We start from the raw sequence: 18,351 nt of genomic DNA on the forward strand, positions 1-18,351 counted from the left end.
TTCGCTATAAATAGGTGACTTATTTTAATTTTTGAATAAGGCTATTACTAGGTGTAACAAACAACGTTTTTTGATTCTCATAAGTTACATAACCGGGCTTTGCCCCATTTGGTTTCTTTACATGACGTACCTTTGTGTAGTCTACAGGCACGGAAGAAGATTGGCGAGATTTACTAAAATAAGCTGCCAGCTGAGCCGCTTCCATTAGAGTTTCGTCACTAGGCTGTTTGTCTCTTATAATGACGTGCGATCCAGGTATATCTTTTGTGTGTAGCCATATTTCATCTCGAGCTGCAAGTTTCATTGTTAAATACTCATTTTGTTTATTATTTTTTCCAACAAGTATTACGGTACCATCAGATGCAGTATATTGTTCCGGTACTGGCTTTTCAGCTTTATTACGCTTTTTCTTTTTCTTCGGTTGTTTTTTGAGATACCCTTCTTCTCTAAGTTCGTCACGAATTTCTTCAATATCAGAACTACTTGCAGATTCAACCTGCTGTTGCAATTGCTCCATATAAGCAATTTCATCCTTCGTTTTTTCAATTTCTATTGTAACGATGCGCTCAGACTTCTTTAATTTTTGATACGTCTTGTAGTAGCTTTGAGCATTTTCACTTGGAGTTTTGTTCGGATTTAATTCAATCGTCAATTCTTTTTGCTCTGGGTCATAGTAGTCAGTCACTGTGACGCTTTGATCACCTGTTGAAATTAAATGTAGGTGTGCCGTTAGTAATTCACCAAGCTTTTGATAATGATCTTTATTTCGGGCCTTCTTTACTGTTTGCTCATGTTTCTTTAATTTTCTCCTGTTCTTTTCTTTTTCGTTTTTAAGAAAGCGATATAAATCTTTAGCTTGTTGTTTAACACGATCGCGTTCCGCTTTTCCAGAATAAAATTGATCTAGCATTTGATTTGTAGTACTAAAATGAATCTGATCACCAGTAAAGTTAGCTAATGGTATAACATGAAAGTCCTCTTTCTTATCATTATATATGGTAGGTCTAAAATTAGATTGAACTATTTGTTTTTGTATTTCATCAAAGACCTTCTGATATGCTTCGATAGATCCAAGCTCTGCTCTTTGAACCATTTCCCTTGCTATAAAAGGTGAGAAACCAACAAGGCTTTGAACAATTTGATTATTGAGCTTACCGGCATTAAAATCAAGCCTTTTAATAAATTGCTCAGAATCTATGGTTAGTGCATTGAGTTTATTTTGCTCGGGTGGAAGCTGATATAGGTGACCAGGTAATAACGTGCGGTGACGATTTTGTGACATAGATATATGTTTAAAACTATCGATAATTTGATTTTCTTCGTCATCAACTAATGTAATATTACTGTGTTTCCCCATTAATTCAATAATAAGTGCTTTGCTTGTTAAATCTCCAATTTCATTTCTTGTTTTTATCGTTAATTGAACAATTCGCTCCATTCCATACTGCTCTATATTTTCTATAATTGCACCTGATAGATGTTTTCGTAATACCATACAAAACATAGGAGGTTCTTTTGGATTTGCAAAACTGTCATTCGTTAAGTGAAATCTAGCATACGTTGGATGAATGGAAAGTAATAAAGTCATGTTTTTTCCTTTACTACGTATGGTAAACAATAATTCACTATCCGTAGGCTGATAAATTTTTGTTATTTTACCAGGAATCATTTCGTTTTTTAATTCTTCTGTTACTGCATGTGTTACGATTCCGTCAAATGGCATATGATCACCTCAAGCGCAATTATAGCATTTTTTAGGACAAGTCTGCATACATATCCCTTAAGGAGCTTTAGATTAAAGGAATACGGTGAGGAACAAGCGCTATAATTTGGAGGAATGCAGGATGAATTGGTATCAATTGGATGTAGAAAATGTAGAAAGAAAATTGCATGTAGCAGCAAATAGAGGATTAAATGAAAAGCAAGTGGAAAAACGAAGGAAGCAATATGGAGCAAATGAATTGGAAGCTCAAAGGAAGACGTCCAAGTGGTTAATATTTTTAAAGCAATTTCAAGATTTTATGGTCCTTGTTTTATTAGCTGCAACATTAGTTGCCGGACTTCTTGGAGAGTATATAGATGCGATAGCAATTATGATTATCGTACTTGTTAATGGATGTATAGGCTATTTTCAGGAACAGAAGGCAGAAAAATCTCTAGAAAAATTAAAAGAACTATCTGCACCGATGGCCAACGTATTACGAAATCAAAAATGGAGTAAGATTCCTTCTAAACAAGTAGTTGTTGGAGATGTTGTCAGAGTCGCAAGTGGAGATCGTATTCCAGCAGATATCCGCATTGTCCAATCAAGCAGCTTAGAAACAGAGGAATCTGCTTTAACAGGTGAATCGTTACCTGTTATGAAGCACGCTACTGCAATTAGAAAAGATAAACTAGATGCCCAGGATCAAGTGAATATGGGGTTTATGGGTACGCTAGTTACAAGAGGTTCAGGAGTTGGAATTGTTGTTGGGACAGGCATGGATACAGTAATGGGGCAAATTGCTTCATTAATGGTAAATACAAAGAAAGTGATGACTCCCCTGGAAAGAAAACTTTCTGAATTAGGAAAAATATTAATTATTGTTGCATTATTTTTAACCGCATTGGTCGTTGTCTTAGGTGTGATGCAAGGACATCCTGTCTACTCCATGTTTCTTGCTGGCGTATCGTTAGCGGTGGCTGCCATTCCTGAAGGATTACCGGCTATTGTTACCGTTGCTTTATCTTTAGGGGTACAGCGAATGATTCGGAAAAAAGCAATTGTTAGAAAATTATCCGCGGTTGAGACACTGGGGTGCGCATCTGTAATTTGTTCTGATAAAACAGGGACGATGACGGAAAACCAAATGACAGTTAAAGAATTATATCTAAACGGGAAGCAACTTTATGTAACTGGTGATGGATATGATATAAGAGGAGATTTCTTTCTAACAAAAGCAAAACTTGATAAAAATTTTCCTAACTTAGAGACGATGTTATTATACGGAATGCTATGTAACCAAGCATCTATTATTGTTAAAAAAGGGAAGCATTATATAGATGGTGATCCAACAGATGGTGCATTACTTGTTGTTGCACGGAAAATGGGATTGACAGTATCTACTGCGGAATCGTATCGAATTATAAAAGAGTTACCCTTCGATTCAGATAGAAAAAGAATGAGTGTAGTTATTGAAGACAGTAATCAACGCCGTTTTCTTATTACAAAAGGTGCGCCTGATGTGCTGCTGCCACGATCGATGTATCATATGGACGAGGATGGAAGACAATTACTGAGAGAAGAAAATAAACAGCAAATTGAGCAAGCAATTAGTGATATGGCAGAAAAAGCTCTAAGGACATTAGCCATTGCTGTTAAGCCCTTATCCAAGCATGACGATCTAGAATCAGCCGTTTTAGAAAAAGAGCTGACTTTTATTGGTTTATATGGAATGATTGATCCCCCAAGAAAAGAAGTGAAATCAGCCATCGAAGAGTGTCGCAATGCAGGAATTAAAACTGTTATGATAACTGGCGATCATGTGAAGACAGCTAAAGCTATTGCTGATAATTTACAAGTACTACCGGAAAATGGGAGAGTGTTAGAAGGACAGCAATTGAATGAAATGTCAACAGATGAGTTAGAAGAAATGATTGATGATACGTATGTATTTGCCAGGGTGACACCTGAGCATAAACTTCGAATTGTTCATGCCTTTCAGGAACGTGGTCATGTCGTGGCAATGACTGGTGATGGAGTAAATGATGCACCTGCGATTAAAGCAAGTAATATCGGCATAAGTATGGGATTAAGTGGTACAGATGTTACCAAAGAGGCTTCTTCCCTAATTTTAATGGATGATAATTTTGCAACGATTAAATCAGCAATACAAGAAGGACGAAATATCTATGAGAATATTCGTAAGTTTATTCGTTATCTTTTAGCATCCAATGTCGGTGAGATATTGGTAATGTTATTTGCGATGCTCCTTTCACTACCGCTTCCTTTAGTACCTGTTCAAATCTTATGGGTTAACCTTGTAACGGATGGCCTGCCAGCAATGGCACTAGGACTTGATAAGGCAGAGGGAGATGTGATGAAAAAGAGGCCAAGAAGCCTTTCAGAAGGTGTGTTTTCTCGTGGTCTAGGTTATAAAATTATAAGCAGGGGAATATTAATCGGTATTGTTACACTTCTTGCATTTATGTTAACCTATCAAGATAACCCAAATAATTTAATATATGCGCAGACTATTGCATTCACTACATTAGTAATGGCCCAATTAATTCATGTTTTTGATTGTAGAAGTGAACATTCGATATTTTCAAGAAACCCTTTTGAGAATATGTATCTTGTATTGGCTGTAATTTCTTCCATGTTGCTTCTCCTTATAGTAATTTATTGGCAACCATTACAGCCAATCTTCCATACTACCGCATTAAGTGTGAGAGATTGGATGTTTGTAAGTGTATTTAGTGCATTACCTACGGTGCTGTTTGGTTTTTCAAAAAAATAATGGACGTCCAGCTTAATGGTTAACCTGTCTATGGATTGCTTGAAATAGCAAATAGGCGGGTTTTCCTATGGGGTGATAAAAACGTTACACTTTTCTTTTTAAGTGAAATCATCGTATAATTAGCTTGTGGAGTGATTTTGATGGGAAAGAGTATGACTGGATATGGAAGAACGGATATACAAATGGATGATACGAAAATAACAATAGAAATGAAAAGTGTGAATCATCGTTTTTTGGATGTAAATATGAAAATACCTTTATCATTTATGTATTTAGAAGAGCGATTGAAGAAGATAGTACAATCGTATTTTCAAAGAGGTAAGATTGACATTTATGTTCGAGTTGATGGAAAAGGTTTTACTAGCAGAAAATTAGAAACAGATTGGCATTTAATGGATCAGTATATGAGTGAAATCAAAGAAATAAAAATGCGCTATCAATTGTCTGGAGATGTATCAACAGCAATTATTCCTGCGCTTAATGAAATATTTACAGTACAGGAGTTAGAAAGTCAGTCAAACCAATTTAAAGACCAACTTATCGACGGACTTAAAGAAGCTTGTAGACAGGTGGTTGACATGCGAGAGGAGGAAGGAAATCATTTAATTCATGATTTGCAGGAACGAATACATAGATTAAATCTGCTCATTAATCAGGTGAAAAACAGACGAACGTTTGTTGTTGATGAATATCGGGAGCGAATTAAAGATCGGGTAAATCAGCATTTAACTGAAGATATGGATTTGAATGCTTCTAGAATCTATCAAGAAATTGTCCTGCTCGCAGAGAAAGGTGACATCGCTGAAGAGATAACCAGACTAATAAGCCATACATCGCATTTTATGCGGACAATTGAATCAGAAAGTGGTGATTCGATTGGTAGACGATTAGATTTTATCACACAAGAAATGCACCGCGAAGCAAATACAATTGGTTCAAAATCAACAGACTCAACTATTAGTGAGTATACGGTAGCAATAAAGAGTGAAGTCGAAAAAATAAAAGAACAAGTGCAAAATATCGAATAATATTTGAGTTTTATATACCATTTTACTTATAATTATACTAGTATATAGAGAGACAGAATTCACGGAGGGTTAAATTTGAGTTTACGTTTAATTAATATTGGATTTGGAAATGTTGTTTCTGCTAATAGAGTAATCTCTATTGTATCGCCAGAATCAGCCCCTATCAAACGAATTATTACGGTAGCAAGAGATAATAATAAATTGGTAGATGCCACGTATGGAAGAAGAACTAGAGCAGTAATTATAACAGACAGTGATCATGTAGTATTATCAGCTGTACAGCCAGAAACAGTAGGACAACGAGTATTAAGTCATGAGGAAATATCGGACGATAATTAGGAGGAAAAAATTTGATTGAAGAAAAAGGAATCCTTTTTATTCTTTCCGGGCCTTCCGGAGTTGGAAAAGGAACAGTTAGAAAGGCGCTTTTTAACCAAGATACAGATTTAAAATATTCCATTTCAATGACTACAAGGGAAAAGCGACCAGGAGAGAAAGATGGAGTCGACTATTTTTATAAAACAAAAGAAGCGTTTGAAGCCCTTATAGAACAAAATCAACTGTTAGAATACGCGAAATATGTCAATAACTATTATGGCACACCACGAAAATATGTTGAAGAAACTTTGGATGCTGGTTATGATGTATTTCTTGAGATTGAGGTCCAAGGTGCATTACAGGTGAAGGAGAATTTCCCTGAAGGCGTATTTATATTTCTGTTCCCACCAAGTCTGGAAGAATTGAAAAATCGGATTGTCCACCGTGGTACGGAGTCTCCTGATCTTGTGTTGAATCGATTGAAAGAAGCAAGGAAAGAGATAGAAATGATGGATGCTTATGATTATGTTGTGGTGAATGATCACGTAGATCTTGCTGTAGAAAAAGTTCAATCGATTATTCAAAGTGAACATTTAAAGAGAGAGCGAATTGCGAAACAATATAAACAATTATTGGAGGATGAATTGTAATGTTAGAACCGTCAATTGACTCACTACAGAGAAAAATTAATTCCAAGTATACACTTGTAACGTTATCAGCTAAACGTGCGAGACAAATGAGCCAAACAAAAAAAGTACTAGTAGATAATCCAAAATCTCATAAGTATGTTGGCATGGCGTTGGAAGAAGTACAGGCAGAGAAACTATTTTTGGATGAAAACAATCAAGCATAAATGATGTCCCCTCGCGATAATAAAAAGCGGGGGGTTTTTATTCATGCATTAGATTATGTTATAACTACTTATAGGAAAATAGCTCGGTTTACTAGGGAAAGGGGAACAAGTCAATGGTCAATCAGAAAAACATTTTACTTGGAGTTTCTGGAGGGATTGCAGCTTATAAAGCATGTGCTCTGGCAAGTAAATTAACGCAAAAGGGTGCAAATGTTAAAGTGGTCATGACAGCAAATGCGACTAAATTTGTATCCCCATTAACATTTCAGGCGTTGTCTCGAAATGCAGTATATACGGATACTTTTGATGAAAAGGATCCAGCCAAAATTGCTCATATTGATTTAGCTGACTGGGCAGATTTAACAATTCTTGCACCGACAACAGCTAATCTGATCGGAAAGCTTGCGAACGGAATAGCTGACGACATGTTATCAACGATTTTGTTAGCTACACAATCTGATGTTTATATTGCACCAGCGATGAATGTTCATATGTATGCTCATCCCGCAGTAATGGAAAATATGAAAAAGTTAGAGGCTTGGGGGTATCATTTTATTGAACCAGGTGAAGGTTACTTAGCTTGTGGCTATGTCGGAAAGGGAAGGCTTGAAGAACCAGAAAGTATTATTCAGGCGGTAGAAATACACCAAAATCAAGATCGCCTATTTTTAAAAGGTAAGCATGTATTAATATCAGCAGGGCCAACTAGAGAGAGGATTGACCCCGTCCGTTTTTTTACCAATCGTTCTTCCGGAAAAATGGGCTATGCGCTTGCTGAGGCAGCTGCAGAAGCTGGAGCAATCGTCACGCTTGTGTCAGGGCCTACGTCGCAAATAATAACTCATGCGCAAGTTAAGCGAATTGATGTAGTAACAGCAGAAGATATGTATCAGGCAATGCATAGGCATTTTCCTACTAGTGATATTGTTATAAAAGCTGCTGCAGTGGCTGATTACCGACCGCGCGTTGTCTATGATCAAAAAATGAAAAAGCACGATGGAGATTGGAATATTATGATGGAACGGACAAAGGATATTTTACAATCATTAGGAGAACGGAAAGAATCTCAGTATTTAGTAGGCTTTGCTGCAGAGACAGAGAAGCCTATAGAAAACGGGATGAAAAAATTAGAGAAAAAGAAGCTTGATGCCATTGTCATCAATAATGTTGCCGATAGTGGAGCGGGATTTGAGGGAGATACCAATATCGTTACCTATATGAATAAGAACAAAGAAAGGAAAACGATAACACAAGCTCCTAAGAAAGAGGTTGCACATCAACTTTTAAGGATTATTAAAAAGGATTTAAAGGATGAGGAGCAGTGAATATTGTAAAGGTAATCGTTGATGTACCAGCAAGCTCTATTGATCAGACGTTTGATTATAAAATTCCAGAGAGGTTTCAAGACATCATTCAATTAGGTATGCGAGTGACTGTACCTTTTGGTCCTCGAAAGGTGATGGGATTTGTTGTTGAAACTGTTAATCATTCCACTTTTGGGAAATTGAAAGAAATTATCGATGTTCTTGATATTTATCCTGTTTTAACAAAGGAATTATTGGATTTAGGGAAATGGGTTGCTCAACAAACAGTCAGTTTGCAAATTACGGCGTTACAGGTCATGCTTCCGCAAGTATTAAAAGCTACGTATAAAAAAGAAATTGTTCGGATGACTAGTGCTACGCTGTCTGATGAATTAGAACAACTTTTTGCGGGTAGGGATGTCATAACTTATGAAGAGTTTACTGCTTCTAAGCTTCCGTATGTGCGATTGTCCAAAGCCGTACAGGATGGAGATGTTTCCATTGAATATTTGGTTAAATCAAGGATTACTAAAAAATTTAAGACGATGATTAGACCAGCTCGACCACCCCATGAATTAGAGGAAAGTATGCTTGATCTTGCTAAAAATGCTAAAAAGCAAAAACAATTACTTGCATTTTTTATAGAAAATCCTGAGCCGATAGAAAAACAAAAGCTCCTTAAGCACATGAATACGTCTAATAGTACGGTGAATATCTTACTAGAGAAAAAATTACTAGATAGTTATCATACAGAAGTTTATCGAAATCCTTATCAGGATAGTGAAATTCAAAGAACGTTCGCATTACCTTTAACTGTTCAACAAGCCAAAGTAATTGAGCCGATGAAAGAAACAATAGAAAAAAATATGCATGATGTGTTTCTCTTGCACGGAATTACAGGCAGCGGTAAAACAGAAGTATATTTACAAGTTATTCAAGATGTCATTCTAAAAGGTCAGGAAGCGATCGTTTTAGTTCCAGAGATTTCTCTTACCCCACAAATGGTTAGAAGGTTTAAAGGGAGATTTGGCTCTAATGTCGCTGTCATGCACAGTGCACTTTCAGCAGGGGAAAAATATGATGAATGGCGAAGAATTCAACGAAAAGAAGTCCAAGTAGTGGTTGGAGCTAGGTCAGCTATTTTCGCTCCCTTTGAAAATATTGGGGTCATTATCATTGATGAAGAGCATGAAACATCATATAAACAGGAGGATCAACCAAGATATCATGCACGTGATGTAGCTATTCAAAGAGGGAAAACACATCAATGTCCAGTAATTCTTGGAAGTGCTACACCAACCTTAGAATCCTATGCTAGAGCTGCGAAAGGTGTCTATCAGCTAGCTACATTAGATAAACGAACCAATGAAAAAGCATTACCGCCTGTAGAGATAGTTGATATGCGAAAGGAACTGCATGCAGGAAATCGAACGATGTTTTCTCGTAAATTAAAGAAAGCAATCATTGATTGTATTGAAAAAGGAGAACAGGTCGTATTATTATTGAATCGCAGAGGCTACTCTACCTTCGTTATGTGTCGAGATTGCGGTCATGTGAAGGAGTGCCCACATTGTGATATTGCGCTAACCTATCATAAGAATAGCAATCAATTAAAATGTCACTACTGTTCATATGAGGAGCCAATGCCATTACATTGTCCAGAGTGTAATAGTGATACCATTCGATATTTTGGAACTGGTACACAACGAGTCGAGGAAGCATTGACACAATTAATTCCAGAAGCAAGTGTAATTAGAATGGACGTGGATACAACAAGAAGAAAGGGAGCACATGAAAAATTATTGAATCGATTTGCTAACAAAGAAGCAGATATATTATTGGGGACACAAATGATCGCAAAAGGGCTCGATTTTGAAAATGTTACCCTTGTAGGGGTTCTAACTGCTGATTCTATGCTCCACCTACCAGATTTTCGTTCATCAGAGAAAACATTTCAAATTCTCACACAGGTAAGTGGTCGGGCTGGCCGTCATAATCTAAATGGAAATGTAATTGTACAAACTTACACCCCAGATCATTATAGTATTGAACTGGCAAGTCAGTATGATTTTTCAACCTTTTATAATACGGAAATGAAAATGCGCAAGGCATTTCAATATCCACCTTACTTCTTTTTAGCACTTATAACGATTTCCCATGTCAATCAAGTCAAGGTGGTTCAAGCTACTCAACGGTTCGCTCAGTTGCTCACGAAGGTAGTAAAGGATGAGACAATCATCCTGGGTCCAACGCCATCGGCTATACCACGTATTAAAGATAGATATCGTTATCAATGCATGATAAAATACAGAAATGAACCAGACCTAAGAATCTACTTATCAAAAATTCTAGATCAATTTTCTAATGATATTCGAAAAGATGATTTATTTATTTCAATTGATATGCAGCCATATCATTTAATGTGAAGAATATATAGCCTCGTAGAAAGTAGGTAATGAAGATGAAACGAATCGTATTTATGGGAACACCGGATTTTTCAGTTCCAATTTTACAATCATTAGTTGATTCACCTTATGAAATAGTACTTGTGGTAACACAACCAGATCGACCTAAGGGGAGGAAGCGTATTATTACCCCTCCACCTGTAAAAGAAGAAGCCGAAAAACATGATATCCCAGTGTTCCAGCCAGAGAAATTAAAGGATAATTATGAAGAAATTTTAGCTTATGAACCAGATTTAATTATAACGGCAGCATATGGACAGTTATTACCTAAGCAATTATTAACATCACCACCTTTTGGTTGTATTAATGTACATGCTTCCTTATTGCCAGAATTACGTGGTGGAGCACCGATTCATTATGCTATTATGCAAGGAAAGAAAGTAACGGGTGTTACGATCATGTATATGGTTGAAAGGCTAGATGCAGGTGATATCCTATCACAAAAGAGAGTGAAAATAGAAGACAATGATCATGTTGGCTCACTTCACGATAAGCTTTCAGTAGCTGGATCTGCCTTGCTGCAGGAAACATTGCCGAATCTATTTGATAACCAATTACAGCCAGTAAAACAGGATGATACACTAGCAACATTTGCTCGTAATATTAAGCGTGAAGAAGAGCAGATTGATTGGCATAAGTCGAATACAGAGATTTATAATCATGTTCGTGGCTTACATCCATGGCCAGTAGCCTATACGAAATACGAAGGCAAGCTGATGAAAGTTTGGTGGGGAGAGCCTGTCGAAACTTTCTATCAAGGGAATCAACCTGGTGAAATCGTTGATAAACCGGATTATGCATCGATTATAGTAGTTTGTGGAGATCATCAAGGATTTCGGATTACAGAAGTTCAGCCTGCTGGTAAGAAGCGAATGACAGTAAAGGACTACCTACAAGGAAATCCAAACCGAATAAAAAATGGAATGATAATGGGTGAGTAGATGGGCAATAATCAGTTAAGAAATACGATATTAAAGGTTTTGTTACGTATCGACAAAGATCAAGGGTTCAGTCATTTGCTTATTGACCATGAATTGAAATCTGGAAAAATCGGTGCAAAAGATGAAGGCCTATTGACAGAAGTTGTTTATGGCACCATTCAGCGTAAACTAACATTAGATTATTATTTAGATGCTTTTATTGATCCGAAAAAGAAAATAAAACCATGGGTAAAAATGTTGTTACGGATGTCTTTGTATCAAATGATATACCTTGATAAAATTCCGGATCATGCCATTATTCATGAAGCTGTTGAAATTGCTAAATCTAAAGGTCATAAAGGAATTGCTTCTTTTGTAAATGGTGTACTTCGCTCTATTCAAAGGAAAGGAGTACCATCTACAGCGACTATTAAGGATGATGTAAAAAGAATTTCGATTGAAACAAGTCACCCTGAATGGCTCGTTAAGCGATGGGTGGATCAATATGGTTTGAAGATAGCGGAAGCGATGTGTGTGTGCAATACACAACATAAACCGTTAACTGTTCGTGTACAGCCGTTAAAAATTTCTCGAGACCAGGCATTAAATAAATTAGTAGAAAAAGGTTTTGAAGCAAGAGCTTCGATATTTTCCTCCCAAGGAATCATTATTGAGAAAGGGAATATTTTAAACAGTGAATTATTTAAACATGGTTATGTGACGATTCAGGATCAAACATCTATGTTAGTTGCTGAGATGCTAGAGTCCCACCCTAATATGAAAGTACTTGACGCATGCAGTGCCCCAGGTGGAAAGGCAACGCATATTGCTGAAAAAATGCAAAATCAAGGGGAGTTACATGCCTTTGATCTTCATAAAAAAAAGGTGAAGTTAATAGAAGATAAAGCAAATCAATTGGATTTATCGATTATAGATGCAAAACCTGGTGACGCTAGAAAATTACAGGATATTTATGACGAAAAAACATTTGATCGCGTCTTAATTGACGCTCCTTGTTCAGGTTTAGGCGTAATCCGAGGTAAGCCAGAAATAAAATACCATAAAGAAGAAGCTGATATAAATCGATTGGCAACGATACAATTAGAAATATTAGAAAGTGTTATACCATTGTTAAAGGATGAAGGTCTGCTCATCTACAGTACTTGCACGGTCGATAAAGAGGAGAATGAGAGATTAGTGAGAAGGTTCTTAGAACGTAACAATTCGTATGAGCTTGATAATAAGTTCTTTAACACACTACCATCTCCTTTAAAAGAATCTCCTGGTATAAGTAACTATGGATTACAAGTGTTTCCACAAACCTTTAATACAGATGGTTTTTTCCTAACACGTATGAAACGAAAAAATAAGGAATAGACTTCTTTTCTTAAAAAGATTGTGTAATACTGTTATGTAAAGAACCTACAAGTAAACAAGGGGTGAAATAATGAAAGCTCGTTTTCTGACTGATCGAGGGCAAGTAAGAAGTCATAATGAAGATTCAGGTGGAGTATTTTATAATTCTTCTGGGCAATTTCTTGCTGTTATTGCAGATGGAATGGGTGGTCATCAAGCTGGGGATGTTGCTAGCCAGATGGCTACCACGTTATTAGAGGAAAAATGGAATGCATGTGACCATATAGATTCGCCTGAAGAGACAGAGAACTGGGTGCAAAACGCAATAAGGGAAATTAATGTAGCCATTTATAACCATGCACAAGAGAATAAAGAATGTTATGGAATGGGAACAACTATTGTCATTGTTATTGTGATCCGTGATTTTATGACGATTGCTCATATTGGAGATAGCAGGTGTTATAAGAGAAGCGGGGATGGACTTAAACAAATTACGGAAGACCATTCTTTAGTAAATGCCTTAGTTCAGTCTGGACAAATAACGAAGGATGATGCCCTCAGCCACCCACGAAAAAATGTCGTATTAAAAGCGCTAGGTACGGAGGAAGTAATAGAAAGTGATGTCATGTCTCTTGGCTTAGAACCAGAAGATAGACTATTGTTATGCACAGACGGTTTAACAGATAAAGTTATGGATAAAGAGCTATCAGAAATCATGGACGCAAGTACAGATTTACAAGAAATCGGTGAAAAGATGATTTCATTAGCTAACGAACGTGGAGGGGAAGATAATATATCATTGATTATTTTTCAATATTCACCTTCTGAGGAAGCGGGTGAATCTTCATGTTAAATGGCCATGTCTTGAGTGAACGTTATCAGATTAAAGATACAATTGGTGGCGGAGGTATGGCCAATGTATATTTAGCAAGGGATATTATCTTGGAAAGAGACGTTGCAATTAAAGCACTTCGCCTAGAATATGCAAATGATGAAGAGTTTATCGCTCGCTTTGATCGAGAAGCCCACGCTGCGGCTAGCCTCTCTCATCCAAACATTGTAAATATATATGACGTAGGGGAAGAGGACAAGCTTCTTTACATGGTAATGGAATATGTTGATGGTATGACGTTAAAAGAATATATTCAGCGAAATGGCCCGCTAGATGTACAGGAAGCGCTGGACATTATGAAACAAATTTCGGCGGCAATTGCTCATGCCCATGCAAATGACATTGTACATCGTGACATAAAGCCGCAAAATATTTTGATTGATACATATGGTCAAGCAAAAGTGACAGACTTCGGGATTGCTATTGCTTTAAGTGCAACAGCATTAACACAAACAAACTCCATTCTAGGTTCCGTTCATTATTTATCTCCTGAGCAAGCAAGGGGAGGAATGGCTACTAAAAAGTCGGATATCTATTCTATAGGTATTGTACTATATGAACTATTAACAGGAAGACTGCCTTTTTCGGGGCAATCTGCTGTTTCGATAGCATTAAAGCATTTACAAAATGATACCCCTTCTGTACGAAAATACAATCAAGATGTACCACAGAGTGTAGAAAACATTGTTTTAAAAGCAACAGCGAAGGATCCATTTCATCGTTATGAGACAATTTATGACTTAGAAGATGCACTTGAAATGGCTTTACATCCAAGTAAATTAAATGAAGCAGTGTTTACACCACCAACAGAAGAAGGAGAAGAAACCAAGGCTATCCCAATTATTACAGATCAAATGCAGGATAGTGTTAATGATGATACGATCGTACATCAAACGAATGGTCCTACAAAGCCTTATAAAGAAACGGACAAGTCTCTGGATCATAACAAAGGGAAGAAAACGAAGAAAAAGCAAAAGAAGAAACGACCTAAAAAGCCCAAGAGTAAGAAGAAAAAATGGTTCATTGCTTCCATTATTTTATTTTTATTACTAGCAGCAGTGACTGTAGCCCTATTTGTATATCCTGATATGTTTCAGCCTAAAGATGTAACTGTTCCAGATGTTACAGATATGGCTTATGATGATGCAACATCAGAATTGGAAGAACTTGGTTTTGTTGTTGAGCGCGAAAAAATCCATTCTGAAGACATTGAAGATGGAAATGTAGTTAAAACGGATCCAACGGCTGGAAGTACGATAAAGGAAGGTACTACTATCACATTATACGTTAGTCAGGGAAAAGAAAAAGTAGAATTTGCTGATTATGTTGGTAAAGACTTTTCGCAAGTAAAACGGTTGTTAGAAGATGAAGGATATGAAGTTTTAGATCCGTATGAGGAATATTCAGATCAGCCAGTAGGAGAAATCATTGAACAGATTCAGCCAACTCCAGACTCGGAAGTTGTACCAAGTGATACCAAGGTTATTTTTCGAGTTAGCAGTGGTCCGAAAACGATTAGTTTAAATAATCTTAAAGGAATGACGGAAGCTGAAGCAAGGGAATATTTGGAAAATAATAATCTAAAGATGGATGTCTCTAAAGAAAGCTCTGAAAGTACGGTTGAAGGCGAAGTGATACGTCAAGAGCCAGGGACAAACACGGAGTTAGAGGAAGGATCAACAGTAAAGGTTTATATTTCCACAGGACCTAAAGAAAAACCTCCTGTATCACATACTGTAACGTTTACCGTACCATATAATCCTGATACGAATGAAGAAAATGAGGAAAAGATCGAACAAACAGTTAAGATATATATTGATGATATGAACAATGATTTATCAGAGGTACACACGGAAGAAACGATTACGGAGGATAAGGAATTTGAGTTCACGTTAACAATAGCACCAGATAGTAAGGCGGAATATATGATTAAAAGGGATGAAGAAGTTATTGCTAATAAGACAGTTTCGTATGAAGAAGGTGAATAAATGCCAAGTGGCAGAATTATTAAAGCTCTAAGCGGTTTTTATTACGTCGAATCTGAAGGAGAAATCTTTCAGTGCAAAGGCAGGGGAGTATTTCGAAAAAAGAAAATCACTCCTTTAGTTGGTGATGTCGTTACATTTGATATTAGTGGTAAAAATGAAGGATACATTTTAGAAATACATCCTAGAGACAATGAGCTTATTAGACCGCCTATTGCTAATATTAATCAGGCAATAATTGTCTGTTCTGCGATGAAGCCAGTGTTTAGTACGGTACTACTGGATCGGTTTCTTGTATTAGTAGAGTCGAAAGGAATTAAGCCGGTTATTTTTATAACGAAAATGGATTTGGTTGCAGATGAAGCGAAAAATAGTCTCATTTCTTATCAAAAAGATTATGAACGAGTTGGTTACAAAGTAGAGCAGTTTTCAGTAAAGGATTCTTCAGCATTAGCTTCACTTGAACAATATTTCACGAATAATATTACGGTTATTGCTGGGCAATCAGGGGTGGGAAAAACATCGCTATTAAATGCGATAAATCCATCGCTCCTATTAAAAACGGATGAAATTTCTGATAGCTTAGGTAGAGGTAAGCATACAACTCGACATGTTGAATTAATTTCACTTTGTGGTGGATTAGTAGCAGATACACCAGGATTTAGCTCGCTTGACTTTCAGGATATTGAACCTGAGGAATTAGCTGCATGTTTTCCAGAAATAAGGGATAGAATGGAAAACTGTAAATTCCGTGGATGTATGCACTACAAGGAACCTAAATGTGCTATTAAACAAGCTGTCGAGTCAGGTGAAATTGCAAGCTATCGTTATCAACACTATTTACGATTTCTTGAAGAAATACAAAGTAGAAAGCCGAGGTATTAGTCATGACAAAAATAGCTCCATCAATATTAGCAGCTGACTTTTCTAAGCTAGGGGATGAAATAACGGATGTTACAAGAGGAGGAGCAGATTATATTCATGTCGATGTAATGGATGGGCATTTTGTGCCTAATATAACTCTAGGTCCTTTGATTGTAGAAGCAATACGACCATCAACAACATTACCATTGGATGTACACTTGATGATAGAAAATCCAGATACCTATATCGGGGCATTTGCAAATGCAGGTGCTGATATAATAACGGTACATCAAGAGGTATGTCCTCATTTGCATCGCACCATTCAATTGATTAAAGACCAGGATATGAAGGCGGGGGTAGTTATTAATCCAGCTACTCCGGTTGAAACACTATTACCCATATTGAATGATATAGATATGGTATTAATTATGACGGTTAATCCAGGATTTGGCGGTCAGTCCTTTATTAAAAGCACTTTAGCTAAAATCAAACAGCTAGACGAATGGCGAAAGGAATTTGGATATTCATATGAGATAGAAGTGGATGGTGGAATCAATACGTCAACAGCGCAAATATGTACAAAGGCCGGTGCTGATATTTTGGTTGCTGGTAGCGCAATATTCCAGAAGGAAGATCGTCCTAAAGCTATCCAAGCTATTCGGGATGCAGCAAAGGAGTAATTAGAGCGTGAAAACTGTAGCAATCATAGGTAATGGACCAGGTCTGTATCCTGATTTCACCCCATATCTAGATACAGTGGATTGTTGGATCGGTGCTGACCGTGGTGCATGGACATTGGTGAAAAAAAACATACCAATGGATTATGCAGTAGGAGATTTCGATTCTACGACAAAGGAAGAAAGGGAAGCAATTGCTAAATATAGTAAATATATGAAAGAGTATTCATCAGAAAAGGATGAAACAGACCTTGAAATTGCATTAAATAAAGCATTTGAGCTAAAGCCTGACTACATTTACTTATTCGGTGTAACAGGTGGTAGACTTGATCATGAATTAATTAATGTCCAATTATTATATTCCATTATAGATAAAGGAATAAAGGGAGCCATCATTGATCAGACGAATTATATAGAACTTACACTTCCAGGTGAACATCATGTAAAACATGACAAAAGCTATCCCAATATCTCATTTGTTCCATTTTCGCACGAAGTACGTGGTATAACTTTAACTAATTTCTATTATCCTCTAACCGATGCAAATATTTCATGGGGATCTACGCTTTGCATATCAAACAAGCTGATTAGAAATAGTGGTACTTTTTCGTACAATGAAGGCATACTATTATTAATAAAGAGTCGTGACACGATTCCCAGATAGCTTTGTTTGTTAAAAGAGGAGGGCGAACTCATGAAATTTTATACGATTAAGCTCCCGAGATTTATTGGTGGATTTGTAAGGGTCATTATTGGTACATTTAAGAAAGATAAGTAATAAGCATGAGCTTTTGTCAGTTGACAGAAGCTTACTTTTTTTTGGTAGAGATGAGAATTTTAATAGTTGCTGCATCATTGTCAGAATAAAAGTGCAAGCGACCGATTAGAAACGTCGACTGGAACGAGTCAACGGAGGTAAAGGAATTACGGTGAGCTTGTGAGTGATGATGATTTAGATTAGAGTGATTCGTGAAAGTCGCATCGTTTCTAGGCGCTAGAGCTGGACGCGGCTCAACATGCTCATATTTATTTTGATAAATTCCTTAATTTCCTAGACTATAAGAAAGGGGCTGGGACAAAACCCAGTAAAATAAAAAGTGGTACTCGCCAATAATTTGGTGAGTACCACTTTTTTAGAGATTTATGTACGCAAAAGGGATACCTTCTGGTAAAGTTAAAGTAATCACACC

16 protein-coding genes are annotated in these 18,351 nt (G+C 36.8%); 15 read left to right on the forward strand and 1 reads right to left on the reverse strand.

Translation table 11 applies throughout. From position 1 onward, the window contains the following. Window positions 1-19 precede the first annotated feature (19 nt). A complete protein-coding gene (locus tag RVS70_RS15580) occupies window positions 20-1,723 on the reverse strand; it encodes an NFACT family protein (protein WP_026680835.1) in 1,704 nt (567 codons plus the stop codon). Between the two features lie 121 nt (window positions 1,724-1,844). Between RVS70_RS15580 and RVS70_RS15585 the strand changes: the two genes are divergently transcribed. The 15 genes from RVS70_RS15585 to spoVM all read left to right on the forward strand — a co-directional run bounded on the left by RVS70_RS15585 (window position 1,845) and on the right by spoVM (window position 17,939). Then, window positions 1,845-4,499, forward strand: coding sequence for a calcium-translocating P-type ATPase, SERCA-type (locus tag RVS70_RS15585; protein ID WP_026680836.1), 2,655 nt, complete (start codon window positions 1,845-1,847; stop codon window positions 4,497-4,499). Between the two features lie 140 nt (window positions 4,500-4,639). Then, on the forward strand, window positions 4,640-5,527 hold the full coding sequence (locus RVS70_RS15590) for a YicC/YloC family endoribonuclease (protein ID WP_121605243.1): 888 nt from the start codon (window positions 4,640-4,642) through the stop codon (window positions 5,525-5,527). 75 nt (window positions 5,528-5,602) lie between these two features. After that, a complete protein-coding gene (gene remA, locus RVS70_RS15595; RefSeq protein ID WP_026680838.1) occupies window positions 5,603-5,866 on the forward strand; it encodes an extracellular matrix/biofilm regulator RemA in 264 nt (87 codons plus the stop codon). A gap of 11 nt (window positions 5,867-5,877) precedes the next feature. Further along, window positions 5,878-6,495 (forward strand): guanylate kinase, encoded by a 618-nt coding sequence (gmk, locus tag RVS70_RS15600; protein ID WP_026680839.1) that lies wholly within the window; start codon window positions 5,878-5,880, stop codon window positions 6,493-6,495. Continuing rightward, window positions 6,495-6,698, forward strand: a complete 204-nt coding sequence (rpoZ, locus tag RVS70_RS15605; protein ID WP_026680840.1) for a DNA-directed RNA polymerase subunit omega — start codon at window positions 6,495-6,497, stop codon at window positions 6,696-6,698. The genes gmk and rpoZ overlap by 1 nt, the downstream gene beginning before the upstream one ends. Before the next feature lie 113 nt (window positions 6,699-6,811). Beyond that, window positions 6,812-8,023 (forward strand): bifunctional phosphopantothenoylcysteine decarboxylase/phosphopantothenate--cysteine ligase CoaBC, encoded by a 1,212-nt coding sequence (coaBC, locus tag RVS70_RS15610; protein ID WP_321133945.1) that lies wholly within the window; start codon window positions 6,812-6,814, stop codon window positions 8,021-8,023. Continuing rightward, on the forward strand, window positions 8,020-10,428 hold the full coding sequence (gene priA, locus RVS70_RS15615) for a primosomal protein N' (protein ID WP_026680842.1): 2,409 nt from the start codon (window positions 8,020-8,022) through the stop codon (window positions 10,426-10,428). Before coaBC ends, priA begins: the two co-directional genes overlap by 4 nt. 35 nt (window positions 10,429-10,463) lie before the next feature. Next, entirely contained in the window at window positions 10,464-11,408 is a 945-nt protein-coding gene (gene fmt / locus RVS70_RS15620) for a methionyl-tRNA formyltransferase (RefSeq protein WP_166530026.1), read from the forward strand. After that, window positions 11,409-12,764: a 16S rRNA (cytosine(967)-C(5))-methyltransferase RsmB gene (gene rsmB, locus RVS70_RS15625; protein ID WP_026680844.1), complete on the forward strand. Its 1,356-nt coding sequence runs from the start codon at window positions 11,409-11,411 to the stop codon at window positions 12,762-12,764. 70 nt (window positions 12,765-12,834) lie between these two features. Next, entirely contained in the window at window positions 12,835-13,596 is a 762-nt protein-coding gene (locus RVS70_RS15630) for a Stp1/IreP family PP2C-type Ser/Thr phosphatase (protein WP_026680845.1), read from the forward strand. Continuing rightward, a complete protein-coding gene (pknB, locus tag RVS70_RS15635) occupies window positions 13,590-15,623 on the forward strand; it encodes a Stk1 family PASTA domain-containing Ser/Thr kinase (protein ID WP_026680846.1) in 2,034 nt (677 codons plus the stop codon). Before RVS70_RS15630 ends, pknB begins: the two co-directional genes overlap by 7 nt. Further along, entirely contained in the window at window positions 15,624-16,505 is an 882-nt protein-coding gene (gene rsgA / locus RVS70_RS15640) for a ribosome small subunit-dependent GTPase A (protein WP_205388612.1), read from the forward strand. Between the two features lie 2 nt (window positions 16,506-16,507). Then, complete coding sequence (gene rpe / locus RVS70_RS15645) at window positions 16,508-17,164, forward strand: ribulose-phosphate 3-epimerase (RefSeq protein WP_026680848.1); 657 nt, start codon at window positions 16,508-16,510, stop codon at window positions 17,162-17,164. Between the two features lie 7 nt (window positions 17,165-17,171). After that, window positions 17,172-17,825 carry a thiamine diphosphokinase gene (locus tag RVS70_RS15650; RefSeq protein WP_026680849.1) on the forward strand — a complete coding sequence of 218 codons (654 nt, stop codon included), beginning with the start codon at window positions 17,172-17,174 and terminating at the stop codon, window positions 17,823-17,825. Between the two features lie 30 nt (window positions 17,826-17,855). Next, window positions 17,856-17,939, forward strand: a complete 84-nt coding sequence (gene spoVM / locus RVS70_RS15655; protein ID WP_034678883.1) for a stage V sporulation protein SpoVM — start codon at window positions 17,856-17,858, stop codon at window positions 17,937-17,939. Window positions 17,940-18,351 lie beyond the last annotated feature (412 nt).

The organism is Virgibacillus sp. M23 (assembly GCF_034190895.1).
Lineage (GTDB): Bacteria > Bacillota > Bacilli > Bacillales > Amphibacillaceae > Virgibacillus > Virgibacillus salarius.